The 26192-nt window shown below is 41.6% G+C and carries 30 protein-coding genes and 2 pseudogenes; 10 read left to right on the top strand and 22 right to left on the bottom strand.

Annotated features, from left to right (window positions below):
* Nucleotides 1-6 precede the first annotated feature (6 nt).
* Both ABTV53_RS04455 and ABTV53_RS04450 read right to left on the bottom strand, forming a co-directional pair.
* Nucleotides 7-510, bottom strand: a complete 504-nt coding sequence (locus tag ABTV53_RS04455; RefSeq protein ID WP_433751103.1) for a hypothetical protein — start codon at nucleotides 508-510, stop codon at nucleotides 7-9.
* Between the two features lie 47 nt (nucleotides 511-557).
* Entirely contained in the window at nucleotides 558-920 is a 363-nt protein-coding gene (locus ABTV53_RS04450; RefSeq protein WP_433751100.1) for a hypothetical protein, read from the bottom strand.
* Between the two features lie 100 nt (nucleotides 921-1020).
* On the opposite strand from ABTV53_RS04450, the gene ABTV53_RS04445 reads away from it, so the two are divergent.
* Nucleotides 1021-1353 (top strand): hypothetical protein, encoded by a 333-nt coding sequence (locus ABTV53_RS04445; protein ID WP_433751097.1) that lies wholly within the window; start codon nucleotides 1021-1023, stop codon nucleotides 1351-1353.
* A gap of 141 nt (nucleotides 1354-1494) precedes the next feature.
* On the top strand, nucleotides 1495-2028 hold the full coding sequence (locus ABTV53_RS04440) for a hypothetical protein (protein WP_433751095.1): 534 nt from the start codon (nucleotides 1495-1497) through the stop codon (nucleotides 2026-2028).
* Nucleotides 2029-2148: 120 nt separating this feature from the next.
* Here the strand turns inward: ABTV53_RS04440 and ABTV53_RS04435 are convergent, their stop codons facing one another.
* The 3 genes from ABTV53_RS04435 to ABTV53_RS04425 are packed head-to-tail and all read right to left on the bottom strand — an operon-like array spanning nucleotide 2149 to nucleotide 3883.
* On the bottom strand, nucleotides 2149-2352 hold the full coding sequence (locus ABTV53_RS04435; RefSeq protein WP_433751092.1) for a hypothetical protein: 204 nt from the start codon (nucleotides 2350-2352) through the stop codon (nucleotides 2149-2151).
* Nucleotides 2297-2488, bottom strand: a complete 192-nt coding sequence (locus tag ABTV53_RS04430; protein ID WP_433751086.1) for a hypothetical protein — start codon at nucleotides 2486-2488, stop codon at nucleotides 2297-2299. Before ABTV53_RS04430 ends, ABTV53_RS04435 begins: the two co-directional genes overlap by 56 nt.
* 45 nt (nucleotides 2489-2533) lie before the next feature.
* Nucleotides 2534-3883, bottom strand: coding sequence for a lipase family protein (locus tag ABTV53_RS04425; RefSeq protein WP_433751083.1), 1350 nt, complete (start codon nucleotides 3881-3883; stop codon nucleotides 2534-2536).
* Nucleotides 3884-4039: 156 nt separating this feature from the next.
* Here ABTV53_RS04425 and ABTV53_RS04420 point away from each other — a divergent pair, with 156 nt between their 5' ends.
* Nucleotides 4040-4291: a hypothetical protein gene (locus ABTV53_RS04420; RefSeq protein WP_339303820.1), complete on the top strand. Its 252-nt coding sequence runs from the start codon at nucleotides 4040-4042 to the stop codon at nucleotides 4289-4291.
* A gap of 22 nt (nucleotides 4292-4313) precedes the next feature.
* Nucleotides 4314-4640, top strand: a complete 327-nt coding sequence (locus tag ABTV53_RS04415) for a hypothetical protein (RefSeq protein ID WP_433751080.1) — start codon at nucleotides 4314-4316, stop codon at nucleotides 4638-4640.
* Between the two features lie 491 nt (nucleotides 4641-5131).
* Here the strand turns inward: ABTV53_RS04415 and ABTV53_RS04410 are convergent, their stop codons facing one another.
* Complete coding sequence (locus ABTV53_RS04410) at nucleotides 5132-5413, bottom strand: hypothetical protein (protein ID WP_433751077.1); 282 nt, start codon at nucleotides 5411-5413, stop codon at nucleotides 5132-5134.
* A 165-nt stretch (nucleotides 5414-5578) separates the two neighbouring features.
* Nucleotides 5579-6877 carry a galactokinase gene (locus ABTV53_RS04405; protein ID WP_433751074.1) on the bottom strand — a complete coding sequence of 433 codons (1299 nt, stop codon included), beginning with the start codon at nucleotides 6875-6877 and terminating at the stop codon, nucleotides 5579-5581.
* A 275-nt stretch (nucleotides 6878-7152) separates the two neighbouring features.
* Here ABTV53_RS04405 and ABTV53_RS04400 point away from each other — a divergent pair, with 275 nt between their 5' ends.
* From ABTV53_RS04400 to ABTV53_RS04390, 3 genes are read left to right on the top strand one after another with little or no spacing between them, the layout of a single operon-like run.
* Entirely contained in the window at nucleotides 7153-8409 is a 1257-nt protein-coding gene (locus ABTV53_RS04400; RefSeq protein ID WP_433751071.1) for an MFS transporter, read from the top strand.
* Nucleotides 8410-8468: 59 nt separating this feature from the next.
* Complete coding sequence (locus tag ABTV53_RS04395) at nucleotides 8469-9395, top strand: DUF2268 domain-containing protein (RefSeq protein WP_433751068.1); 927 nt, start codon at nucleotides 8469-8471, stop codon at nucleotides 9393-9395.
* The gene (locus ABTV53_RS04390) at nucleotides 9370-10137 is read left to right on the top strand and encodes a MerR family transcriptional regulator (protein WP_433751066.1); all 768 of its coding nucleotides are present in this window, start codon (nucleotides 9370-9372) and stop codon (nucleotides 10135-10137) included. Before ABTV53_RS04395 ends, ABTV53_RS04390 begins: the two co-directional genes overlap by 26 nt.
* A 165-nt stretch (nucleotides 10138-10302) precedes the next feature.
* Here ABTV53_RS04390 and ABTV53_RS04385 read toward each other — a convergent pair whose 3' ends face one another.
* The 5 genes and pseudogenes from ABTV53_RS04385 to ABTV53_RS04365 all read right to left on the bottom strand — a co-directional run bounded on the left by ABTV53_RS04385 (nucleotide 10303) and on the right by ABTV53_RS04365 (nucleotide 15730).
* Complete coding sequence (locus ABTV53_RS04385) at nucleotides 10303-10959, bottom strand: hypothetical protein (RefSeq protein WP_433751063.1); 657 nt, start codon at nucleotides 10957-10959, stop codon at nucleotides 10303-10305.
* A 67-nt stretch (nucleotides 10960-11026) separates the two neighbouring features.
* Nucleotides 11027-11686 carry a hypothetical protein gene (locus ABTV53_RS04380; RefSeq protein WP_433751060.1) on the bottom strand — a complete coding sequence of 220 codons (660 nt, stop codon included), beginning with the start codon at nucleotides 11684-11686 and terminating at the stop codon, nucleotides 11027-11029.
* A 261-nt stretch (nucleotides 11687-11947) separates the two neighbouring features.
* Nucleotides 11948-14386: pseudogene (locus tag ABTV53_RS04375) on the bottom strand (DEAD/DEAH box helicase family protein).
* Entirely contained in the window at nucleotides 14370-14696 is a 327-nt protein-coding gene (locus tag ABTV53_RS04370; RefSeq protein ID WP_433751057.1) for a nucleoside triphosphate pyrophosphohydrolase, read from the bottom strand. Before ABTV53_RS04370 ends, ABTV53_RS04375 begins: the two are co-directional and overlap by 17 nt.
* Before the next feature lie 518 nt (nucleotides 14697-15214).
* Nucleotides 15215-15730 (bottom strand): HEPN domain-containing protein, encoded by a 516-nt coding sequence (locus ABTV53_RS04365; protein ID WP_433751054.1) that lies wholly within the window; start codon nucleotides 15728-15730, stop codon nucleotides 15215-15217.
* A gap of 141 nt (nucleotides 15731-15871) precedes the next feature.
* Here ABTV53_RS04365 and ABTV53_RS04360 point away from each other — a divergent pair, with 141 nt between their 5' ends.
* Nucleotides 15872-16219 (top strand): helix-turn-helix domain-containing protein, encoded by a 348-nt coding sequence (locus tag ABTV53_RS04360; protein ID WP_433751051.1) that lies wholly within the window; start codon nucleotides 15872-15874, stop codon nucleotides 16217-16219.
* 78 nt (nucleotides 16220-16297) lie between these two features.
* Here ABTV53_RS04360 and ABTV53_RS04355 read toward each other — a convergent pair whose 3' ends face one another.
* From ABTV53_RS04355 to ABTV53_RS04310, 10 genes and pseudogenes are all read right to left on the bottom strand, one after another.
* Nucleotides 16298-17032 (bottom strand): restriction endonuclease, encoded by a 735-nt coding sequence (locus ABTV53_RS04355; protein WP_433751048.1) that lies wholly within the window; start codon nucleotides 17030-17032, stop codon nucleotides 16298-16300.
* 845 nt (nucleotides 17033-17877) lie between these two features.
* Complete coding sequence (locus ABTV53_RS04350; RefSeq protein WP_433751045.1) at nucleotides 17878-18258, bottom strand: hypothetical protein; 381 nt, start codon at nucleotides 18256-18258, stop codon at nucleotides 17878-17880.
* A 79-nt stretch (nucleotides 18259-18337) separates the two neighbouring features.
* Nucleotides 18338-18583, bottom strand: a pseudogene (locus tag ABTV53_RS04345) (restriction endonuclease PLD domain-containing protein); the annotation flags it as partial.
* A 24-nt stretch (nucleotides 18584-18607) separates the two neighbouring features.
* Nucleotides 18608-19096, bottom strand: coding sequence for a hypothetical protein (locus ABTV53_RS04340; protein WP_433751042.1), 489 nt, complete (start codon nucleotides 19094-19096; stop codon nucleotides 18608-18610).
* Nucleotides 19097-19114: 18 nt separating this feature from the next.
* Nucleotides 19115-19651, bottom strand: coding sequence for a hypothetical protein (locus ABTV53_RS04335; RefSeq protein ID WP_433751040.1), 537 nt, complete (start codon nucleotides 19649-19651; stop codon nucleotides 19115-19117).
* Nucleotides 19567-20280, bottom strand: a complete 714-nt coding sequence (locus ABTV53_RS04330) for a WXG100 family type VII secretion target (protein WP_433751037.1) — start codon at nucleotides 20278-20280, stop codon at nucleotides 19567-19569. The genes ABTV53_RS04335 and ABTV53_RS04330 overlap by 85 nt, the downstream gene beginning before the upstream one ends.
* A 256-nt stretch (nucleotides 20281-20536) precedes the next feature.
* Nucleotides 20537-21199: a hypothetical protein gene (locus ABTV53_RS04325; RefSeq protein ID WP_433751034.1), complete on the bottom strand. Its 663-nt coding sequence runs from the start codon at nucleotides 21197-21199 to the stop codon at nucleotides 20537-20539.
* A 283-nt stretch (nucleotides 21200-21482) separates the two neighbouring features.
* On the bottom strand, nucleotides 21483-21773 hold the full coding sequence (locus tag ABTV53_RS04320; protein WP_433751032.1) for a hypothetical protein: 291 nt from the start codon (nucleotides 21771-21773) through the stop codon (nucleotides 21483-21485).
* A 153-nt stretch (nucleotides 21774-21926) separates the two neighbouring features.
* Entirely contained in the window at nucleotides 21927-22733 is an 807-nt protein-coding gene (locus tag ABTV53_RS04315) for a hypothetical protein (RefSeq protein ID WP_433751029.1), read from the bottom strand.
* Nucleotides 22690-23958, bottom strand: coding sequence for a WXG100 family type VII secretion target (locus ABTV53_RS04310; protein WP_433751027.1), 1269 nt, complete (start codon nucleotides 23956-23958; stop codon nucleotides 22690-22692). Before ABTV53_RS04310 ends, ABTV53_RS04315 begins: the two co-directional genes overlap by 44 nt.
* 687 nt (nucleotides 23959-24645) lie before the next feature.
* Between ABTV53_RS04310 and ABTV53_RS04305 the strand changes: the two genes are divergently transcribed.
* Nucleotides 24646-25011: a hypothetical protein gene (locus ABTV53_RS04305; protein ID WP_079695017.1), complete on the top strand. Its 366-nt coding sequence runs from the start codon at nucleotides 24646-24648 to the stop codon at nucleotides 25009-25011.
* A gap of 83 nt (nucleotides 25012-25094) precedes the next feature.
* Nucleotides 25095-26192 (top strand): ABC transporter permease, encoded by a 1098-nt coding sequence (locus tag ABTV53_RS04300; protein WP_433751022.1) that lies wholly within the window; start codon nucleotides 25095-25097, stop codon nucleotides 26190-26192.

Genomic DNA, 26192 nt, shown 5'->3' with positions numbered 1-26192 from the left:
TTCGGATCATGCGGACTTATGACTGCGAAGTCTCCATTCCATAATCCAACCTATCAATATTGAAAAAGACAGGCCGAACAGCAGGATGGGAATGTTGTAAAATAGTGTGTTCGTGTACTGGTTCAGCCAGCCAAAACGGTATACTGCCGAATACGTATCATTCGTATATCCGTTGAGTTGGATTCCTAAGTCATTGATTACACCTAACTCCAGAAAGACTGACAACACACACAGCAGGAGAGCAACCCGGGGTACACAGGCGTGCACCTTCCCTCCCCAGCGCTGACGTTGATCATATAACCACCATTTGGACAATATTGTCGTCCAGATACATAGAATCAGAAAGGTCAGAAGAGATGGAGCTAACACCAGAAGTCCCAGGTTACCGTTACCAGACACCCCTCTGCCGGGTTCGTGCTGAAAGGTTAATCCACGTACAGCACCGATTATGAGTACGTTCCAGATAAGAAAGATGAAGTATGGCTTGTTGATCCTTTTTAAGAGACTCATATTTGCTTCCTCTAATCCTTGTACGTTCGCCTATTCTAAATTGACTTTCACTTCTTATAATAATGCATTACCCGCAACCGAGTAGTCAGAATTAAGGTCTGGGGAATGAGCACAAAGACAATATACATAAGTACAATTAACCATAGATGTGCGGCAAAATGTTCTGCACCGAACGATGGTTTCGGACGTTCAATCCAATACCACCAACACGGGATGGCAACAAACCATGTCAGCCCAGTCGAGAGGAACATGTCCTTTACATCGCTCCACAGAAAGCAGAACAAAGCGACAAACAAAATGGGCCCCGCCCAAGAATCCAATATCGGTCCCCAACTCTGGAAGACAAAGATAATGGCAGGATACAGAAGATTGATGGTCCAGCGCCATATGTTATTAGTATAAAGATTCATATTGCTTCTCACCTCATTACATAACGTTGCAATTGTACTAGCAGAAAAATTAGTATTAAAGTGTCTTTAGAGTTTATCATCAAAAAGGAGAATTGAAAGCTTGATGAAAACAAAACATATGGCTATATTCTTACTTGTTTTTACACTTGCAATAGGAGGATGTTCTAGCCTGTCCACATCAGATAAGCAAAACATTCTTGAAAAAGCTACACCCGTCAGCATCCAATACATTAAGGAGTATTACGACGCAGACTTTGTCATCACGAGTCATGATATTGACGACCCTTCAGTCCATTCCCGCTTGTACCTGTATGGTCATGTAACAGGTCACGAAAATGAGCACATTACCGTTTCATATAACTATGAAACACGGGAAGTCATCAGTGTGACAGGACCGGGTTGGTTCATCGATAGCCGCAATCCAAAAAAATAAGATCCGGCTAAACTGCAATGATACATACAGTTAGCTCGTTATTTTCCTTTGTTAATTATGGGAAAGAAATGAACAGATGAAGCATGATTTTGGATATTATAGCTCATACTACCTTCAGGAAATTATCGAAGGAGTGACAGTATGAGGTTAAAAAGTATCATCGCCGTTGGAGCCGTGTTAACTTGCTCAACTTTGTTATGGGGATGTGGTAACGACACTGCGAATAATGCATCCCAGCAGCAGAATGACACCGTTCGATCGGAGAGTTGGAGCGATCCCAAACGACTGGAAGCTTCCCATCTCGAGGCGCTTGAGCGTATGGAGAAAGATCATATTCACCGGATGGTTTCGTTTAGTGCAAGTATAGATGGAGACAAAGTGATGACTACGCTTGAACGGTCGAGCCAGAAGTTGGAGGAGATGAGACCGCTCGCTGAGATGCTTCAGCACGATGGCCATCCTGCATTACTACAGCGAATCCAGGAGATGTCCGGTGATATCCAAGGTTCCAAATCCGTCATTGCTGAGATGAAAACTTTGCCTCAGGATGGTAAAATTAAGATTCAGTCTGAGAACTCCGATTCTTTGCATCACATCAGCAGCTTCCGCGATTACCACCAGTATATCCAAGAGAAAATTCAAACTTTGAACAAGAATAATACTGATTTACACTAATCAGTAATAGCTGCTTACGCAAGTGACTTCAATCGATACAATTGTATGAACGAAGCAACAATAGTTAGATGGGAAGATTTCTTCCTATCTGACTATTTACTTGTGAGCAGATATAGATAATTACTGTATCCTGCTGCGGTTTCTTTGATCTTCTCTGTCTGCTTCCTCCATCTTGCGAATGTATCGCTTCAATTCCTCTTTATGAGCTTCAAGTTCAGTCAGTTTCACAGATGCTCCCTCTACAAAAGACTGCATTTTATACGTTAACTCATCTGCCGATTTTCCTACCCAATCCTGCTGCAGCCTTCCATGAATTGTACGCATCTTCTGTTCCTGTTGTACGAGCCGTTGCTGCAATTGTACGCATCTTCTGTTCCTGTTGTACGAGCCGTTGCTGCAATTGTTCGCATTGTTGAACAGCTCTTCGTAAATCTGACAGGGATACGGATATTCTGCCCATGTCCACTTTCCTCCTGTTAATCTATCTATATAAATTCCATTATTATTATTGCTGATCAGCGATTACAAAATCCTCTCTCTTTCGTTCAATATAATCTGCAATCTCACTTATGGACTCCTGGTACCAACGGTTAATTTGTTGCAAAGTAGCTGTTGCATTATAAGCAATCGGGGTAAAAGACTGACTTTCGCTCGTTGCTATATGGGTCTGGAACATCTGAATCGAAGCTTGTGCATCGTTGGAAAATCCGCTCAAGCTCAGTCTCATTTCCCGGGCAGACTGAGCTAATTCTTCCGGTGTTAATTGAATCTTACCACCACCAGAATTACCTACTCCCGATATAAACGAAGCTACTGCACCAGACATCACATTAGAGAACACAGCCATTGCTTTCTGGTGGGCAGTCCATCTTGGAGAAATATCAAGTGTCTTTCCCGTACTACGATCGATTAACGGACCAATTAAGTTGCCATCCTTATCAAACTCATAGTGCTTCATGGAATGGTAACCCTTGCCTTCGTCCTTCGAGAAGGAATCCAATAATCTAACGATATTTCCAATGTACAGCTTATCCAGATCTACTTCTACTCCAACGTCATGAACCAACATCGGCGAGCCTGCACCGAGAGGTTGAAAAGGGACCTTTAACTGTAATTGAAACTTCCAGTTCTGATACATCGCATTAGCGGTGTCAAAATCCTGTCCCTTGTACACCGTAAGTCCAACGTGCCTGTCATATTCACTTACTCCGCCAGCTCCTACAGAATCACTCGGATGAACCACATTAACCATTTTGTTGTCAAAGTGACCTTCATTCACCTTAGCCAAACTTATATCATCCAACAGATTCATTACACTTGGAGCACTGTATGTCATACCAGATACATCATGACGAGCAGCTACATATTGAGCCAAACCACCGCCAAGAGAATGGCCTGTTAGCGAAATATCTGAATCCGGGTATGCTTTCTGTACTACCTCATACAATTCTTCAGCTTGATGAAACTGATTGTTTTCCCAGCTTGAATTATCCATCATGAGTTTGAATGGACTATTTTTGAAGATATTATGACGCTCTGGATCGGTTATGGAATCTTCAAGCCTTCTCGTTCTGCCCCCTACGACATCCAAAGCATCCGTCTCCCAGTCCGCGATTTTATCTGTCAACTTCCCTTCCGGTTCAGTCCCGCGATAACCGATGACAATCTGATCTGTAAGATCATTCTTTAAAACAACTGCGTCGAACCCAGACTTTCTATGCAATTTTGCTCCATCTGGCTCAATCACTTTCCAATTAGCCGAATCCAATGTATCAGGGTAATCTCCTTCATTCAAATTAAGATAGGCCAGTTCTGAAATTTCCTTATATGTTTTATCAGTTATATAGGTATCCATAAAAACTCCTCTCTGTTTACTGAACTAAAAAGTTAAAGTATATTTATAAAGTGTTAAGTTCACATATATAGGAGGTTGAAGAATATTTTTAAAAATATTCAATTTGTATCTATTTCACTTATAATCTTAGCCCTTATATTGGGAGGATGTAATTCTATGCCGAATCAAAACAAAATTATTGAAGAAGCAACTCAAGTGGGTCATCAATACTTTATTGATCACTATAATACTGAAGTGGAATTCACTGATCATAAATTTATGCCAAAAGATCTTAGTCACAATATCAGTTTGAGTGGTCATGTTAAAAATAATAAAGAAACCGAAATCACCATCCTCATTGATTATGACACGTTTGAAGTCCAAACAGCCGTTGTACCGAAAGAGCTACTTGACCAAAAAATCAAGTAGGTTCCAACAAGGAGTAGTAGATATGCTTATTATTAAATATCGTACACCTCTAACCCTATTAATATTGATTAGTATAAGTATCACTGTATTTTGCGGTTGTATGTCGAACGAGCAAAAAGAAATTGTACAACAAGCCGAAATCGCAAGCATAACTTATTTTAAAGAAACCTATGGAATTGAGGTTGAGTTTACAGGTCACAAGTTCATTCCGTCTGACTTGTCTCATACGGTGTCACTGACAGGGTACGTAAAGGGAAATAAGACCCAAGAAATATTCTCAATGGTTGATTATGATACTTATGAAGTCAAAACAGGCTCAGTGCCCGAAGACATCAAAACTCTTAAGTAGTTTATAAGAAATTTTAACTTTTGAAACTTTAGGGCCTTGTACAGATACATGGCTCTTTCATATGTAATAATAGGGATTTCATAGCCTAATCTCATCCTCTTTTTTCCAAAGAAGTAGAATCATTATAGTCCATCTTCTGTTAATCGTGTATACGACATATAAGAAATGAGCACAAAGTCTTTATAAATTTCAGGCATTAAATCTTACACATTATTAGTTATAGGACGTTGTTACCAGAATAATTTCAGCAATTTGCATAAATATGTGAAAGTAATGTTTTATAACTTTGTCAGGCAGCGACGCTTCATATACATTTTTACACTCGTCACCGCCTCTACACTCATAATGCTAGCTCCTCACTCGAACCAGATACGTGAAATACGAAGCCCTCCTGATTCATGATTGGATTACGAGTAGCAGACACAGTAATTCACCGTACACCACCGCAGTCAGCGATCTTTCTTTCACACTTTTCCCTCTTCGCTACAGCTTCATTCCACCCACAACGATACCCAAATGAACATGCTAAATAATAAGACCGGCGCAAGTGCGCCTGTGGCTAGGATAATCCATAGTGTCGCGGGCTTGATCTTTTGGCAGTATGCATCGACTTTGCGCATCCGATCTTTGCGCCACTTGGCGAACCTGAGCTGTTTGATCATCCGATTGAGAACGATTTTCCGCTGCTCGCCCTCTTCGAATTCATCGATCGCACGCCGCAACTCCTCGTATAATTGAGTCTCTTCCTGACCAGCCATTGTAGGTTTAATCACCTGATCCTTCCTCCCATGAGAACATTATTGAGATACAGCCACTACTTAATTAACACGGTAAGAACATTCAAAGTTTGGAGTTTTATCGAAAATTAAAAAACCAAAAAGCCCGAGCTTAGCCCGGACTTCGTAGAATCATGTTAGAACTATTTAACTGAGTGCCGTTTAGCCAGCGTTAGCGATCAATGCATTCAGACATACGGCACCCTGGGCACGCACATTAACGACAATAATTGGCGTATCCAGCATGTCGTGCATCCAGGACATATACTCTTCTACTTTTTCGTTTGGAAGAATCGTCAGAATAACCCCTGCGAATCCACCACCATGAATACGACAAGCGCCATCACCCAGGTTTTGCAGATAATTCTCGGTCAGTGCCAGCGCGATGCCAATCTCTTGCTCCTTCATAGCACCACTCTGATATACATTCTGCAGCCACTTCCATGACGAGTTACCGGACGCTGTAATCAGTTTCAGGAAATCAGCAAAACGTCCATCACGCAACGCCTGAACCTGACCATCTACACGATTGTTTTCCTCCAGGAAATGAAGCGCACGCAGCACGGCACGATCCCCAGCAGCTTCACGAACCTTCTTGAGGTTGGCATAGATGGCGTCTGCTGTAATTTCCCGAACATACTCACTGCCCAATACCTGAGCAACCGCTCTCATCTCATATGGCACAGCAGCGTAATCTTCCGTCAGATCGGCGTGGTTGCCACCTGTATTCACAATGACCAATGAGTAGCCGTTTTGTTGGAAATCCCATTGAACAGGCTCAATGACAGGCTGTGCAGGACTTTCAAAATCAATAGCAATGAGTCCGCCATACGCACAAGCCATCTGATCCAGCAGACCGGAAGGTTTGTTCCAATAGTGATTCTCTGCATACTGACCGATTTTTGCCAAGGTCACAACATCCAATGCTCCATCATTATAGAAGTGATTCAAAATCGTACAGATCAGCATCTCAAATGACGCCGAGGAACTAACTCCTGATGCCGAGAACACGTTACTTGAGAGGTACGCCTGGAAGCCGCCTACCTTATATCCGAATTCTCCAAATCCCGCAGCCATACCGCGAATCAATGCTGTTGTGCCATCGTCTTCTGTATTTGGCGTGAGGTCCGTGAGATCGATTACATATTTCTTGTCATAACCTTCTGAGTAAAACGTAATAACCGACTCCGCAGTTGGGGCTGCCACTGCAATCGTATCCAGCGTAATGCTGCCCGCCAGCACTTTACCATGGTTATGATCCGTGTGATTGCCGCCAATCTCACTGCGTCCTGACGCGCTGAACAGCTTGCTTCCTTCTTGTGCGCCAAAGTACTCTTCGAACGTTGCGTTCAGCTTCGTGTAACGTGCAGTCTGTTCCGCTACTTGTGATTGTCCATACATCTGGGCTAGCAACGCTTGGCCCTCCGTGGATTGGATCAGATTCAATGGTTGTGTGGTCATTAATAATCCTCCTATGGATATGCAGCTTTTATTTTTGACTGTTGGTGAACATGGTTGTCGCGTCTGTTTCACGCCTTATTCCTCTCCCATTATCTCAGCTTCGCAGCGGAAAAGGTAGGGTAGAATTGAAAGTTTGTAAGCGTTTTGTGAAGTTATTTATTGTAAAAATAGGATTGAAAACCATTTTGTAATAACTTAAATTGGGTTTAAGTGAAAACACATTATTTTCCAAACTCAAAGTTGCTATGCTTTACATCTTATTGGTGGAGGGAACGATGAAAATTAAGTCGAACTATACCAAGTTATTCGGTGCATTTTCGCTGACATTTTTGGGTGATGGACTCACGCTTGCTGCGGTTCCTTGGCTCATATCCACACTTACCAGCGATACGCTGTATGCCTCTGTCACCATGACGGCACTTCGTTTACCCTGGCTTCTCTTCAGTCTGCCCGTGGGTGTTTTCATCGACCGGTACTCACGCAAACATATGCTTATTGGGGCTGGCTTTACACGAATGATCCTTCTGCTCGCTCTGACGTTATGTATCTGGGGAGGATGGGTGAGTATTCCGATTCTGGCTCTGTTCATGTTCGGGATCGGGCTTAGCCGGGTCGTATTCGACAGTACGGTGCAGACGGTGATTCCTCAACTGGTAGATGAGAGTAAGTTGGAAAAAGCCAATGGCCAGTTCACCGCCGGACAGTTAATCACAAGTGATATTCTGGGCGTTGCTCTGGGAGGGTTCATCATAACCCTGCATATTGTTTTTCCTTTTGCCATAGACGCGGTAACGGCTGTTATTGCTCTGCTCTTTTTGATCAGTTTGAAGGGAAACTTCTATCCAGGGGATACCGAAACAACCAAGAAGCAAGTTCGCCCGATGAAAAATTGGAAACGCGAGATGTGGTCCGGTATTCAATATGTCTATCATGATCGTTTTCTCCGCGGATTAGCCATTCTGTCTGTTACCATTACGCTGATGTATTCCATCATTCTGGCTACTCAGATCTTCTTTGTACGAGATGTGCTTCAGTTGGATGCTTTTGCATTCGGTATCCTCATCTCCATCGCAACGATCGGCAGCATAGTGGGGAGCCAGGCTGTTGCATATATGCGCAAGAAATGGAGTACAAAACAATTAATTATCTCCTCCATTCTGTGCATGGGAATCATCTACGGTGTGGTGGGTCTTACAACTAATGCGTACTTGGTAGGCAGTCTGTACTTCTGTGCTGCATTTTTCATCATTGTCTACAATGTTACCCGTTCCTCCATCCTGCAACGTACCGTTCCTAATGAGATGCTTGGCCGGGTTGGAAGTGTGTTTCGCTTTCTTTCCTTTGGCATTAGTGCTATTGGTACGCTTCTCGGCGGATTATTGGTGCGGGTTAGTGAAACGACGTTCGATCGCGTATTCTCGCTGCAACTCCCTTATCTCTTGCTAAGCTTGATCTATATCCTGTCTGGTCTGGTATTTACCATGAAGATGAAGAATCATGCAGAGAGCCAGCAGCGCAACATCAACGCTTGACTGTTACGTTAGGTCATACTTGATAATGGTCTCAAGCGAATAAGAAGGAGAGATCAAGGATGAAGATTACCGCGTTGCGTTCAGATCAAATCTATGAAGAGATCATCCAGGCTGCACCCGATGAGAAATTGGAGTTATACCGTGAGCGTATGATGAGTCCTTTTATGAACAAATGGAACATTCAACAGATCCCGTTTCGCTCTCATGAGCCTCACGGCTTCGACGTGATTATGATGAATAACTTGTTGAATATCGCTCCCGCAGATATTACACCTGAGATTAACGAATCGTTAGCAGCGATTTCGTCTGAAACATTTTGGCAACAGTGTCATGAAGCTGTTCATACGAGTCTATCCACCTTTACAGAGCACGGGATTGAGCTGTCGGTCTCCGAATATCTATACACGATTTTATTAGGCGATAAGAACAGTCCTTCACTCACGATGAACGAAGGCATCAGCGGAGATGGTGGAATCCCGGGTTATATTATTGCGAACCTGATTCCGAGTAGATATAATCTACCTCGTATGCAATCCGTGTTAGCCCATGAATGCAATCATAACGTGAGATATCAATATATCCAGTGGAATCCACAGATTACGCTTGGCGAGATGGTTGTTAGCGAGGGGTTGGCTGAGAGCTTTGCGACATCCCTGTATGGAGAAGAGTTGCTAGGCCCCTGGGTAGCCAAAACGGATATGGAGACTTTGAATAACGTTATCAAACCGAAGATGAAAGAGCAGCTGCATGTCACCGGTTTTGACCAGATTAATCCGTATCTATACGGCGATGAACTTGCCATCATGCAAAACTTCACGCCCGTAGGTATGCCCTATGCGGCTGGTTATGCTTGCGGTTATCACTTAATCCAACATTATCTGAACAAAACAGGTACACCGATTACCGAAGCAACCATTACTCCGGCAAGTGTCATCCTTGCTGAAACAAAGGAATTTTGGAATGAAGACACCCTATTTCACCGTTAAAGATATCATTCAGATTACAGGCGTCACCAAACGCGCATTACATTATTACGATAAAACGGATCTCTTAAAACCGAGTAAAGTCGAGGACAATGGCTATCGGTATTACGATCAAGAGGCACTGGGGAATCTGCAAATGATTCTCTTGTTCAAAGAAATGAATTTCTCATTGAAAGACATCGCAGCCATGATGCAACTTTCGAAAGACGTACAAAAAGTTATCCTAAGAGAGCACCGCAGTACACTCGTTCAACGAGAACAAAAGCTCGAAACCATCATCCATCAATTGGATGAGTATGTAGATGGGACGGATATCTCTCATCTTAATCTGTTTGACGACTCTTCCATTCTGTCCATTCAAGAACAATATGAATCCGAGGCGAGGTTTGTATATGGAGACACCGATAAATATCAGGAATTTGAAGCTAATGTGAGCAAGCTGTCTGCGGAAGAGCAAGAAAAAGCCTACCAGCAGTTCTCGGTCAACATAGAGCAGGTATTTCGGGAGTTGTCGAAGCATCAGGATCGGTCCCCTGCTTCTCGTGAGGTACAAGCGTTAGTGCGTAAATGGAAGAGTTGTCTGGAACAGTTTATGGTCTGTGATGACGAGATTCTGAGATGTATCGCGGAGACCTATACGACGGATCGTCGCTATGCGGGTTATTTTGATCAGTTTGGTGATGAGGATTTTTTGAGGTTTGTGTATGAAGCGATTATGATTTTTGTGTGGGATGAGGAACAGTAAACTTAGAGTACATTGTAGAATTGTCCACCAAGATTGCTCATCTTCTTTTTTTGTTCCTTCGCTGTCATGACCCCTTCCAGCTTCCAGTGCCGAGTCGATTTAAAATGATCTCTTTTCACTTTCAGCGTTGAAGGGGGTAACAGCCAAACTCCAATTTACTTTTGCTTAAAAACTTTTTTTAAGCTCCTGTTCAAATAATTCATAAAATTTCAATTGCTCTTCGACATAACTGGTTGTCTTTTTCTGGTATTGTGCTTCCGATTGATATTCTACCTGCTCAACAAAGTTAATTACGATCAATTTGTTTTTATATCTAAGAAAGTACTCGTCAATCATGGGTCTTTCAAGATCGTGATACTTTTCAATGACATTCTCATTTCTGGCTTGTGAGATCGTATTTATAGTAATAAATTCAGAATCTTCTTTGAACTCAGCACCATCCATATAGATGAAGTTGACTTTAACAATCATATTGGATTTTTCGGATTTGTAAAGGAGATCGTATTTGGTAGGAACTTCAGAGGTCAATGCATCTGTTTTCTCTTTATCTATGGTCACACTGTCTGGGAAAGATACCGTTCCTGCAGCGATGTAGTCATCTGGAGAAATAAGTTTGAACTGTGGCGATGGATCAAAATTTTCTTTGAAGGCGTAAAATTGATCTCTATACTCTGTATACTTATCTTCATTATTGGTTGTTGTAGTATTAATGTTAGTTGACGGTGCATTTTCCTCTTTCTTCGCTTGGGTATCACTACTACATCCTCCCAGTATGCACGCTGTTAATATCCATGCGGTAAAAATAACTTTGGCATTTTTCATTAAGTATCACTCCTACTCCTTTTATGAAAAAGAGGATCTTACGATCCCCTTCGAATACGTAATTGGATTATTGAGACCAAGACTTCGAATGAATATCCAAATTATCCGTTGGATAAACTTTTGCATTGATAGTAATCGTATTGTATGCCTTTTTATCCGGGTTGGCTGTACTATAGGTGTAGTAGGTTAAGCCTCCTCCGTTTTGGGTACCCGCATAAAACATATCAATATAGCCCCATTTTTTAGCTGGTACTGTTGCTTTAGTGGAAGCACCTACAGCTTCATTTGTAGCCCGTGTTTCTTTATAACCTATGGAATATTCGTTTTTGAGACCACCAAAAATCCCAGCTTTAATTTCCCCACTGAAACTTATGCTACCTGAGAACTCAGACCCAACTGATGATGATTTTGTTATGCTAACAACTTGGTCAGCTGGAGTAGTACTTCTTGTATTATCATGGGAGAACGAAACTATTTTTTTGAACTCAGGGACACGAGTTTTGTAATTGGGCTTATACGACACAAATTTAGTGACAATAACATCTTGAGTTGTAATAATTTCAGATTCTGGTATGCCATTAATGGTTGTTTCGTCCCCGGGGTAATATGTTGCGGTTGAACCGTTGTTGGAAATGGAGTCGCCAAGTTCAACTGCTTGTGCTCCTGCAGTAGCCGGAAGAAGTAAAGCCAAAGATAACAAACCACTTAAAATGATTCTACGTTTCATAACCAATTACCTCTTTCTATTTGAGTTTTATGAAAAGTTATGTAGTACATGATGTATGAATGATTCTTTTTCCTCCTTTTCTTATTGAATTAACAACACAAAGTATCACAAAGTTACACTATTTATAGAAAAATATTCAATAAAATATATTATTATGGTTTTTATTTTATAAAGAAGCAATGATTTCGGCAAAAAAAGGACCACCTTCCGATGCGAAAGTGGTTTATTGATCAATAGATATAAAATTAAATATGTACCCTGTTACTGTCCCCGCTCAAAATACGCATGCAACCGATACAGACAAATCTCCTTCGTCCAGCGATACAGCAGTTTCTGTTCCTCTGTATCCTTCACCTGCACATTCAGTGAAAACACGCCATCCTCGAATCGTGTCATACTGCCCTTCGCCCCACTCCACTTGGACATGGGCATTTCAATTATCAACTTCTCAATTTCCGTTGCCGTCTTCTCATTCCATTCCCAGATCGAAAGTTTGCCTTTGTCCGAAAAGTCCTTCCGTTTCCGGTACTCCTTCTCCGTCAGGTACGTATGGAAAAACCTTGCCATCTCCCCCGGTGTGATCGGGTCCATCCAGTGCGCTTCGCCTCGCTCCAGCATGTACAGCAGTACGATCATTTTGTAGCTTTTGTTCATAATCGTCTTCTCCACATCACGCAGCCAAGCCTCGTGTCGGATGTACATCTCTCCCTCATATGGGGGCAGCAGCTCTGCCCAATACAGAAACCCAACATAGGAGCCGAATTCGCTTCGATACCCGACACTCTTCGAACGCCCCATCAGGTGCAGTTCCAGATACGTCGGAATACGTCCCAGTTCTCGTTTTACACTCAGAAAATCCTGATGCAGCTTCTCGCGGCGCGGCAACCGTTTGCGGCTCAACTCCTGAAGCAGATCAACTACCCGGGTCTCCAGGTGAATCCCACAGTTAGCCGGAACCTCAGGCACAGCCGAATCCATCGCTTTTCCGCTTCGTTCCTCATATCCGTGTACGTCCAGAGGATTCAGCTTCACATCCGCATTGCGGTAGTTTCCGATTAGGTCGATGATGACACAATGCGATTTGCCCTCTGCCAGTCGTAGACCACGCCCCACCTGTTGAGTGAACACGGTTAGTGACTCCGTTGGACGCACGAACAGTAGCGTATCCACACGTGGAATATCCGTACCTTCGTTGAACAGATCCACCGTTAGAACAACCTCCAGTTCACCCGCATCAAGCTGGCGAATGGCTTCCTCCCGCGACATCTCCGATGTGCGCGAATGCAGACTGAGCACCTTCACTCCCTGACTGCGAAAATACGCAGCCAAATAGTCCGCCTGCCGGATCGAGGAGCAAAAGCCAATCGTTCTCGTCTGCTTGTGCCGCAGCCAGGCCGCATAGATCGTCTCTACATGCTCCTCTTGCAATTGAACGGCCATGAGCTGTTCTTCATCATACTTTGTCCCGATCCAGCGAATCTGCGAATAGTCCGTATCGTCGAATACTCCGTAATATTGAAATGGCACCAGCCAACCTCGCCGGATCGCTTCAATAAAATGCATCTGGTAAGCCACATTCCCGTCACAGAGCGCATACACATCCTTGCCATCCAGCCGATCCGGGGTAGCCGTGATGCCCAGAAGGAACTTAGGCTGAAAATGCTCAATCACCAACATATATGTCTTCGCCGCCGCATGATGGAATTCGTCTACCACGATCAGATCAAATGCATCCATCGCAAAACCATCCCGGTGCTTCTGCATACTCAGCGTAAAGATCGAAGCATACACACAATCCGCCGCCCCATCCTTATACTGACCGTTATATATCCCATGACTGCGCTCCGGCATGATCCGTTGAAAAGACCTCTTCGCCTGAAACAGAATCTCTTCCCGATGCGCCACAAACAACACCCGCTGGAACCGCTGGGCGAAGAAACCCGCCAGATACGTTTTGCCGAGCCCGGTCGCCATAACGACCATCGCCTTATCGTACTGCTCCTCCATCGTGCCATGAAGTGCTTCGAGGGCATCCAACTGCGCAAAGCGCGGCTGAATCGGGGCAAGCGACAGCTCGGCGGCTTCTTCCTCTTTGTCCTCAGGTAGCCCCGTCCCGAACTCTGCTTCTTCCATCTCCATGATCCGCTGGATCATCTCCGGGTTCTTCTGGTGATATTTGCGGTACTCTTCCTCATACAGCGCAATCGAATCCGGGTTCACCGGCAAGGTTGTCTCGTGGTAGAAGCTCTGCATGAACTTGTCCAAAGCCATCTGAAACGTATACGGCTCCGCCTCCGCATTCATCGCCAGATTCCATTCATACCCCGTCTTCAGCGCCGTGAAGGAAAAGTTCGAAGAGCCGACGATTAGTAGTCCTTCCCCGTTGTCATGATCGAACAAATACGCTTTCGGGTGAAAAGAAGTCCCCATACTTCGCCACAGCCGTGCTTCAATTCGTGGATGGACCTCTCAGAGCGCCCGAAGTCCTTCCGGCTGCGTGATATACAGATAGTCTCCCGCGAGCATTCGTACTTCTGCCCCACGCTCCGCCGCCCGCTTTAAATGCGGCGCAAGCAGCTTCACACCAGACTGCATAATAAAGGACGTCATAATATAAATCCCGGACGCATGCTGCATCCGGGAAATGAGTTCGTCTGCCAAGTTATCTGTAATGAGTTTAACGTTAAGCTTCGTCGACATCGATCAGATACACTCTCTCTTGGAATCCACCGCGTGCCTCAGCCTTATCCGCCCGTAGCTTGTCCAGCTGCTCCGCATTCACTCCATGCACCTCAGCCAGCGCCCGGATCACTTCGAGCATGTCGGCCAGTTCTTCCAGCGCTTCCTGATCGCTTCCTGCACTCATGTACTCATTCGATTCTTCTTGCAGCTTTGTTCTTAGTTCTTGCTTATACTCCTCCGGGTCCAGAATGCGTGTGCGACATTCCTTGCCACTGGATGTGATAATATGCGGAATCTTGTCCCGCACCAATTTGTTGTATGTAGGCATGTAGTATAACATCCTTTCTGCTGTGAGAGCCTTCAAGCCTAGCGCCAGAATCTCCCTTTTTGCCATTATACCATTTGCTATGGGGAGGGATGAGTGGATTTAATAGAAAATGATTAACAAACACACCAACGGGCACGACGTCAACAATGCCGCTGTCAAACTGATCTGTCCCGCGACTCTACCTCCGGTAAACTCTTGCCGTGAAAAGAACATCCAGATCGAGAGGTATATAGCGCCTAGTGGGAATGAAATTATCCCGCTAAACGTACTCGGTTCCATATACCCAGTCATCATGCTTTTACCAATTAGGATTAATGTAACCAATTCCATTATAGATAATATGAAAAACGCGATAGCAATTACTCTTTTCAAAATGTACACCTACTTTCCAGACGCAAAGCAAAGAGCATCCTCTGTATTCTTTGCATCTTACATCCTTTATTTGGATGATATCATCTTGTAAGCGTAACACAGATAAATCGAACATTTAACCCTAAGAAGCCACTTAAAAATCAATCCTACTCTGATGAATCATCCTTCATTCGAGTGGCTAACTCCTCCAATATCTCTTCTGTTCGTTGAAGAAGCTTTTCGATGTTGTCCAGTTCTAGTGGCTGGTCGTTCGGGTAATCTGCTAGGGATGACATATGTTGCATCGTACCGATGAACAAAGCGATATCCAATCCAGGTTCAGTGTCCGTATGCACTAAAGGCAAGATTTCGTTCATGGTGAGTTCCTTGGGTGGATGAACTGAATGATACTTATAGATATATAGCGCCTTGATCATGGAGGCTAAAGCCCAATCACATAGGATTAAGCAGGCTTTAAACTGATTGTGATTACGCATGATTGCGGCAAGTTTGAGATGATACTTAGCATGTTGGTGATAGTCCATTATTGTAGTACGTAGCATGTGGTTAGCCAGAGTATGTTTGGACTTGGCTAGTATGAAGTTATCATGGTCTTGCGAACGTGGGGTAAAATCTACTTGGTGACTACAATGTGCTTCGGTTATGGACCAATTTCTTGCCATTGTCATCCCTCCAAAGAGTTAATACCAGTATTATACAATGAATTGATACTTATAGTAATCAAATAAATTATTTGTATTCTTCGTTTGGTGTTTACCTTGAGGAAACTTGTCTACACTTTTGAACATAGAGAGGTGAATACCATGAACGAGGACAGAGAAGTTTTGAAGCTGGTCGGAGCCAGAATTCGCGCACTACGCAAAGAAAGAGGGTATTCACAGGAATCCCTCGGAGAAAAAGGCGGATTTCATTTTTCATACATAGGACAGATCGAACGTGGAGAAAAGAATGTTTCTTTGGTGAACTTAGCAAAGATCGCTGAGTCACTTGAAGTAAATTTAATGCAACTCTTCGCTTATGTTGATGAAGACATTCACTTCACAGAGTCAGAAGTAGTTATACAGGAGATTGTAGCCATGCTGAGAGATGCTTCCCCAGAGAGCATTCATCTAACCAGAAATGTGATACGTGAAATATTAAAAGGATCTTGAATAAATATAAAAAAACAAAGGCAAGGCGGCTTATTAGCTGCTTTGCCTTTGTTTTCCACGTCATTTTAGTGTCTTTACTCAGATAGCCCTTGTTTTTCGGCAATTCGGGAAATTGCTGCATCCCCAAAATTCCGCTCCAGCTTTATTCTTGCGTTTGACCATTGCAGCACCGCAGCTACACTTGATATTAGATACTGTTTTAGATGAAGGTTGCTCTTTCTTGGTCGTAGCAGTTTTTACTTTTCTATTGGAAGGTGTCCATTTCCCCCAACTGCGCAGCTTGCTGTCTACTAAACCTCCATGCCAGTAATCCACTTTGAATTGTTCGGCTTCTTTTCTTGCTGGACCCGTAAGATCAGATGTAGTCACGATTAGAGACAAAATACAGTCATGATTCCTTTTCGCACCTACCAGCTCACGAACAGTCATTACTTGCACCTTATTATGATCAGCATAGCATTTTGCCTGAACCGCTGTTTTTTCGCCACGCTTATCAGTGATAACTAAATCTACTCCACCATCCCTACCTCCAACGCCAACTTCTTTTACCGTATAGCCATTGTCTCTAAAATAAAGTGTCAATAGTCGCTCGAACTCTGCTCCCGTCATTTTATCTAATGGTAAAGTTAGAATTATTTCGTCAGATCTGCACGTAGAGGAGGCACGATTAAATCCATTATTCACTGGCTTTTTCGTTATTTTCTTATTCCTTGTGTTAGAACTTCTTCGTTTTTTCTTTTTAGAAGGTTGTAATAGTCCAGCAATAACTGATAATGTAACAACACCAATAACAAGCCATATAATTTCGTTCATTCACTAATCTCCTTAGATAGCTTTCATACTTTTAGCAATATGAAGTGTAGTTATTTCGTTTTCATTAAAAAAATCTTTTGATACTTTAACGTAGTAGATGTATTCAATTTTATCATCAGACATCCAGGATAACTCCAGTAAAACCATTCCATCCTCACAACCAACCCATATATCTGCCTTTACTCCGCTATCGAGTTTTAAACTTTGATATTTCTCGATTCTGATACTGAATCTTCTATACCTTCGAAAACGTGACTGCCATATGCTCGAATATCAATATCCGGTATATTATTCTCCTATCCAAATAGCTGTATAGCAATATACTCATATCTCTAGAATTAAGGAAGTCTAATAAAGAAGCGTTTTCCGAAACCCAATGTAGAAGTTTTTTCTGTTCCAAGCTCCATTTTGAAAACAGAACAAAATATTAGATCTTGTTGTTTAGTAACGCCATAGCTGGACTCCCAAACAAATTGATCCCTGCACTGATCCATTCATTATCTGACTCTTCTATTGAAGAGTTTACGACACACTAAACGAAATCTTCTATGCTTGGATTTGTCACGACAAGCAAAATCAATATAAATCCAATTAATATCCAAAATCTATAATTCCCACTTTTATTACTTGAATTATGTACTTCATCACTTTCCATGTCTTAATCACCTTTCTTATTTATCTTAATTTCTACATATAAGTCTAATGGACTAGATAATTGAACGAGAATCAAGCTTATAGAATCATTATCGAGCATAAATCCACTTATTTCCACTACTTTTCAAACTAAATACCTTTGTTAAATTAAAAACCTTGCAAGGCATTTGCCCTGCAAGGTTTAGATAATTCTACTTTTCTTTCTCGTAGAAGCGAACAATTTCATTTGGTGTTTGTGCTTCTAAGACAATCTGATTCTTTTCAAATACAATGATATGCGGATACGTTTGGATCTTGAAAATCTCCTTAAAATTATACTGTTGCTTCTCACTAATATCAATATAGCTCACATTCGCAATAGGATTATCTGTTTTCAAGTTCTCATTGATGAATTGGAGATCCTTTTGCAAATCTATGATGTAGGAACGCTCAGATGGCTTATCTCCAAAAACGATGACAGTCACATCATTGGTTTGATTCTTCACAAGATAATCTATTGCCTTTTCTCGATCATTTGAACTGCAACCAGAAATCAATGTAACTAGCAATGCCAAAAGCAAGAGTTTCTTCATACTTCCTCCTTAGAGCTAAAGCTCGTTAAGGTAATTATTGAACTTTAGCAGGTATACCATGTGTGTAAGTATCTGTAAAAAGGTTCCACTCCATACCACTGGTCAGCGCCGGGTTGGACAGGTTGGAAGAGCCGACATAGGCGGTGGTGAATCCGGTATCACGGTGGAAAATGTACGTATTGGCGTGCAGTCGGGTCACTTTGGTATCATACGAAATCTGGATCTCTGTGTTGGGCAGTTTGCTAAGTTCAGTAATGGCCTTGAGGTCGGTTGCTTCCATATAGGTGGTCGTGATGATCCGCAGCTTCCCACCGCCCGCTGAGTACATTTAACATTATTTATCTGTAATTCAGTTGTGAGGTTTCGTAAAAACCGAATACTCGATATTCTCAAGCAGTTCTCCATAATGCGTCTGGAGCAGTTCAAGGTATGTTCCGTTGAACGTATACTTTCCGTTTTTGAAGAGAAATATCTCTTCTCCAGAAGTATGATAGAATACACCATCTACTCTAAGTGATTCTAATATAGCGAAAGAAATTTCATACATTGTTTTATACCATAATTCATATTGTTGGTTATTCTCCAATTCATATGATATTGTTTGTTGATAAATAAAATCCTCTTCTTGGAACATCGTTTCATAAGTCGCTGCTGGATGATCAGCCGGAAAATTATTATCATAAGTAGTTATTTTCAATCCACCTTTTAGATCAAACTCATCAATGGACATTGAATTCTGTATTCGGTTCATATAATTCACTTCAAAATCCATGCTTTCAATTAATTTTTTCAACCATAACGCATCTTGTTTTCCATTCAACTTCAATGAATATTCCATAGACTTGCCTCCTCTACTTTAAGGGAATACCGATATGATCTTACCATCTTTTTTGATTGCGATAACTTCTTCTAAACCCTGGATTTCCCATTCTTTAAATTGCTTAAGCAACGCAGAATCATCTCCAGACCACTTTGTTAAATTAATCACCACATTCTTGGTTTGTTGTTTAATCACAACTTTTTCTTGAACCTCACTCCAAATACCTCTAATACCTTTATTTTCAGTTGGTGCATAACAGTCAAATATACGCCCTTCAATTCTAAAATCAGGATCTCTTTTGGAATCAATTCCATCACTTTCTAAAACTTTAGGGTTCTGTTCAATCCGATATCCACTTCTCGCCAATTGATCAGCAGCATCATTTTCTAGTTCTAAAGACTGTTTAGTCGCCTTATCCGCATTATTCGGAATTTTTGTTCTCGCTCCACTTGGTAAGGCTTCTGGATTAGGTGATCCACTTGGCTTTATTAGATCTCTGGCACTGTCAATTCCCTTTTGAGGCTCCTTCTTGCCTCCACCCGATCCACCCAGATCGGTATGCTTATCATCCATCGAACGAAAAGCTTTCCAAACAATACATACGCCAGAGCCTGACCTGTCATCGCCCCACCGTAATATCCTGCTCCACTCTCATCAATCTGCTTCTTCTGGTCTTCTACAAATTGCTCTATATCAGCCCTCGCCGTTCCCGTACCCCAGGCTGCATCCCATGCGAATCCAATGCCACGCCCAACGTCTACAACTTTCCCCACTGTCATCGCATATGCCACACTGCCTATTGTATTGAACGGGTTATCGAAGAAAGCTTCTGCCGTCTGGCCCATTCCCGTTACTGTGTCTCCTATTGATTTATCAAGCAGCCCCACAGCGAAATTTCGCTTTAGTTCTTCGGGAATGTATAGAGCAACCTCGCCTGAGCCGTCTGTTGTTCTGAAGTTCTTTGCGATATAAGTAAACTCTTTCTGGATTTCATCCAACATCCCGAGTGTAGTCGGGAACACTTCTTTTGCCTGCATAAAATCCCAGAAGAAACGCTCTCCGGTCACACCAGACCAATCGGATTGCAACATATAGATGGATTTCTCCAGTTCCCAGACCATTCGCTCCAGTTCCTGTTTCTTCTGCTGGACCAATCGAGCTTTCTCGTCTAATAGATCGGGATGTACCTCAATTCGCTGCATTTCCTTATCACCCGCCAACCTGACCGTAGTATATGTGCCTAAATTTTAACAAGTAAGAAGGGAGATTGGAATCAAACGGAAGGATCATTTCCTCGTTAAAGAGGCAGGAGGCGGGAAACGTTCATTAGCCGGATATTTTGCGTGTTAGTGCATTTTGTATTTGAGCGGAGATAACTGTTTTGCCGGCGTATAAAAGCCGATGAAACAATTAAGTGACTTCCACCCAGTTGATCCGGTCAGCTATGCGGATATTTCATCATTCGTACCTTGGATTCAAAGCCTCTCTCCAAACGTCATCATCAACGAAATCTACATTATTCTCTTGAAAATAATTTTGGGTCTCTTGCTCCAGATCATTCAAGATTTGGGGCCAATCATTTTTGTTAGTCTCCTTGGATTCAAAATCCCCAACAATGTTCAGCCATCGATGGTTTAACTGCTGGTACTCCTCGATCCTGGCTTTAAGTTCAGTTGTTACAGGATAACTGGTTACATCCAGCCTCTCGAACGTCATTCGCATACGGTGAAGTGTAGGAGGTAATATGTCATCTAGACCTAGATCGTTAGTGAATAAAGCTGGGGTTTTTACCAGCCAGTTGGCTTCTTCGGTGAAACTTAGATTCATCAAGTTATACTTATCCATAATCTGCGTCATATCTGTAAAGTTGTAATAGAGCTGGTTGCCCTGTTCTCCATCTTCAACCATCTCGTTTGTTATTTTCTCATTCTTAAGTATTCGGTTAAACAAAATATCATTATTGATAATCGCACTCTTCAGATCAACGAGATCTTGGCGGACATTCATCGTTAGATACTGTTCATACATTCTTTTCTCCTTATATTGGCTATAGGTTAGAACAATTAAGAATACTAAGCCAATACAGCATCCAATCAATAAAAGTTGTTTTTTTAGTATCATGACACGCTCTTCTCCTAATAATTTATAGTAAGAAGCACCTCTACGTTTGTGTGGTAGAAGTGCCTTTAAGTAGTGTCATTATTTAATTTACCTGCTGCTTCTTTAGCTTGGTAGCTCCCTTTTAATATAAGGACGGTCAAGTAGTAGAAGAAGCTTTGAAGTTAGATATTCTGTTTGATATTATATTCATACAACCGATTATTGACCGTCAACAGACCATTTTCCATTCTAAGCAGTTGTGTAGAACCATCTTCTAGGAATAAAAGATTACCCTCAGTATGTTTTATAAGCTTACTAATAATTCTGAACATATACCTTCTGAAAAAGTACTACCCAACAATTGAGTTCTAATGCATACATTCACATCTAAGTTATAATGCTTTTTAACAAAAGCGATATCAGAAATATCCTCTATCTCAAGTGTCAAAGAGAAAAAAACAGAACCAATTACAATTTCTTCAACGTTACTATTAAAAGAAGCCGATCCATTAACAAATTCAGTGGTATATCTTCGTAACAATTTCCCTAGAGAATTAAGATCTAAATTAGATCGTAGAAATAATTCGTAATCCATTTATTTATCTTCCCCAAACCCGAATTTGTAGCAAATGCAAACTTCACATAAGAGCAACAGCCGTGCCGTGATTAATTTCTCTATTACGAGTAATTATCCTAAAAAATTTAAATTTATTGCTAATGATTATTTATGTTAAAACATACTTATCGATCATTTATCATTATTTTGGTCTTGGTAACTAGCAAACCCCTCTTTGAGATGTACTTTGAGTATTCCTGAGTCTACTTTATCAAGATGCCACCACCAACTGTTAATAGGTAGGTCTCTATTCTCATCCCCAGCAGTAATCAATAATTTTTCATCATCTATGTCCAATAATCTCAATATCAGCTCATCTACATGATTTATCTTTTCTTCAAGAGATTTATTTATAAATTGAACTTTTAGGTCATCTCTCATCTCAAAGAGGTTCTTAAATAAATCTAAGTATTGCAGCTCCTCACCATCCCATCCACCATCTTCTTCGATACACTCTATTCCACCGACAAGCTCTTCGTTTAAACATTGGATAATACCTTCGATTACTTCATCATTTATTAGTCTGGAGTCATAAAATTGTTGAGTGTTTTTAAATTTCAGATTCTCTATCTCATCATTAACAAATAATCCACTATCACCATGATATATAAACACATTTTTGCTTTTATCAAGGATCGAGTTAATCTCTTTACAAAAAGATAACGCCAAAAAGTTAGCATTTCGATCCTTACTAGGTTGTATAAATAATGCAGTTTTCAGATCAGTATTGTTAACCTTATCCTTAGAAATATCAACCCACATATTCCTTATCTCATCAGCATCTTCAAGAATATAATAGTTAATCCATATCCAACTGTTGGATCTTTCTATTCCCCAAGAGGATATTTGATCTTTGGCACCAAACTCAGATAGCACACTGTTTAATTTTTCAATACTAAGTTCTTCTTCCATGTACATTACTATATTGGATTGTGACATTATTTTTTTCTCCTTTTAGGGTATTAATTAATTCTTCTGGAGATGTTACAATTTCAACACCAATTGAACTTATATTTTTTGCTTTCACACTATCAATACCATTTGGGGCATATAAAATAACTCCTTTATGATCAGGATTTATATGTGGCTGCTTCACATCGCCTTCAAAGTATTTATAAAAATCACTTATTGATTTTGATTTCCCCCCAGTAGCATTGAAGCATTCAATAATATAATTCGATGTCCCCAGATCAATCTCCCCTATCCTACCGCCTAATTCCTTTGCATTATAAGTTGTGCCTGCCTCTGTTATTTTAATTTTATTATCAAGTAATAACTTAGCAGTATCAGCTTCCAGTCTAAAACCTTCCCTACCGGATTTCGATCCTTCTTTTAAATTTTTCAGAATCTTTTTTAATGTGTCCTCACTGGCAAGTCCTGAACTTATAAGTTCATCCGGACTCACCCCAATGTAATCAGATATCTTTTTTTGTTGGATCTCAGTAAGTTTTAAATTTTCGTTATACTTAAAAATCCCACCATGCTCCTTCTTACCTCCACCAGATCCACCCAGATCGGTATGCTTATCATCCATCGAACGAAAGGCTTTCCCAAACAATACATACGCCAGAGCCTGACCTGTCATCGCCCCACCGTAATATCCTGCACCACTCTCATCAATCTGTTTCTTCTGGTCTTCTACAAATTGCTCTATATCAAACCTCGCAGTCCCTGTACCCCAGGCAGCATCCCATGCAAATTGAATGCCACGCCCAACGTCTACAACTTTGCCCACGGTCATCGCATATGCCACACTGCCTATTGTACTGAACGGGTTAGAGAAGAAAGCTTCTGCTGTCTGCCCCATTCCCGTTATTGTTTCTCCTATAGATTTATCAAGCAGCCCTACAGCGAAATTGCGCTTCAGCTCTTCTGGGATGTACAACGCCACCTCGCCTGAGCCGTCCGTTGTTCTGAAGTTCTTTGCGATATACGTAAACTCATTCTGGATCTTGTCCAACAGTCCGAGTGTGGTCGGGAACACTTCTTTTACCTGCATAAAATCCCAGAAGAAACGCTCTCCGGTCACACCAGACCAATCGGATTGCAACATATAGATGGATTTCTCCAGTTCCCGGACCATTCGCTCCAGTTCCTGTTTCTTCTGCTGGACCAATCGAGCTTTCTCGTCCAACATATCGGGATGTACCTGAATACGTTGCATCCTATCTTCACCGCCAACCTGACCATAGTTTATGTACCTAAATTTTAACAAGTGAGAAAGGGAATTGGAATCAAACGGAGGATTCATTTTCTTGTTAAAGATGCAGTAGACAGAAAACATTCATTAGCCAGATATTTGTGTGTTAATGCACTTTGTATTTAGGCAAAATGTCATCTTGGTCTAAGGCGCTAGTAAATAATGTTGCGGGTTTTACCAGCCAGTTGGCTTCTTCGCTGAAACTTAGATTCATCAAGTTATACTTATCCATAATCTCCGTCATATCTGTAAAGTTGTGTACCTTTCAAGGTACAATAATCTCATTACACGTTCGGATCTGCCCCAGCGCTCGCCGAGTCACCTCTGCCAAATACGTGGATAGCAGCTTACGTGCTTCCTCCGTAACCAACTTCTTGGTCCCAATGTGATACACATCCAGGTCCAGCGCCGAAATCTCATGTCTGGTGATGGTGTTGATAGCTGTTCATATATGCCTTGTTTCATGAAATTATCTTACGAGAGTTAGGTTGGTTGTGGATATGTAGGTGATTTCAGTTAGTTGATTTTTTCACAAATGTAAACCCAATATTAAAATGTAAATTTTTTGTAAAATTATTGTTTTTCAACTATCTTATAAGTTAATATTTGGATGTGGCCACAAATATATCAAAAGGAGTAGATTCAATAATCATGAAGAGTCTATTGAAAAAATCCATAATTACTCTTGCACTTACTGCATGTACAGTAGGAGCTATATCTGCGGCCTCATTTGCATCATTCAGTTTTGATTCGTACGCAACGACTACAGGTAGTGGCGGAAGATTTATCGTTACCGCGTACACTGCTCAAACCAACGAACCATTTATCAAATCAATACATGTCTCAGCCCGAACTAACGATGGTACTTATGAGTCTCGCAATAAAGAAGCTTCGCCAACGGATCAAGTAACTCTTATCATGACTACTGCTGGAGCTGCAACTAGCGGCACTTCCTGGCATGATTGGGTCAGCGCGGTGGATGAAGCAAACCGTACGAAAAGCATAAATTTCCGCTGATCCTTCCCGATCTTACTTCATAATATCCAAAACGTGAATAAGGCTGACACCTTATTCACGTTTTCCTTACTCTGGAGGAAAACATGCGACAGATTTTTAAAGATATATGGATTCACAAAAAGATTTTTGCGATGCTGTTTCTCGGCTTTGTATTAACTGTACTGCCGATCCTCATTGCTCTTTCAACTCAAGAATACTACGACAAGATTTTTTACTACTCCAAGAACGGAAAATATGAACATTACTACTCAGCAACTTTGACGAACATGAATCAAGTGAATTATGGCTCACTTCAGGCTATCGCTGAATCAAGTACTCCGAATACAAGTGTGATCACCCAGAACATAACCATATTTCATCCGGAATTAGGCAATGTTCAAGTCGTCGGAATGTTGAATCATAATTGGTCTCCTCCATTACTTGAAGGCACCGGAATATCTCCTGAAACAACCAGTGAGGTAATGACAGGAACCAAGATATCGGAACACGTTGGCCCACTGGAGCTATTCGATGAAAAATACAATGTCACGGGCATTGCGGGTGACAACACCGGAAAAGAATCTATATCGGTATTCAACTATACGATATTCACGCCCTTTGAGGGATTACCGGATGTTATTAAACGCGAAATAGAACAAAATAACTCTCTTGAACTTCTATTCAGATCGAATCAAGACACAACTAAAGAGATTCAGCAGTTTATTTCAGAGGTACAGCGAATTAGCCCTGAGGTTAGAGCAACGATTGAGGATATAACCAATTCTTATGAGGTAGAAAAAAAATCAAGGGCGGGTGTAAACGAAGTATTAAGTTATCCATATAAACTGTTTATCATTTCGCTCATTAACTGTATAAATATAAGCTATCTGTGGATTTACTTGAAGCGAAAAGAAATCTCGTTGCGCAAAGCTTTGGGAGCTAGCCATTTGCAAATTATTGCTCATCTGTTCAGTCAACTGCTTGTGTGCGCAATAGTCGCATCCTGCTTTTCATTTTGTATTCAATGGGCTCTCAGCCGTACCAGCTTCGCGATCATTGATGCCACAAGTTACGATGTGCAGTTGAATTACATGCATATCATTCTTGGCACATTCATTACCTTTGTTACGGCAATCATTACTGCCATGATTCCGCTACTGCTCATTCTCAGAACAGAGCCAGCGCAAGCCTTAAAGGAGTAG

The organism is Paenibacillus amylolyticus (assembly GCF_050990605.1).
GTDB classification, from domain to species: domain Bacteria; phylum Bacillota; class Bacilli; order Paenibacillales; family Paenibacillaceae; genus Paenibacillus; species Paenibacillus amylolyticus_H.
Note: the sequence above shows the minus strand (reverse complement) of the source record. Positions and strands in the feature narration are given on the sequence as shown.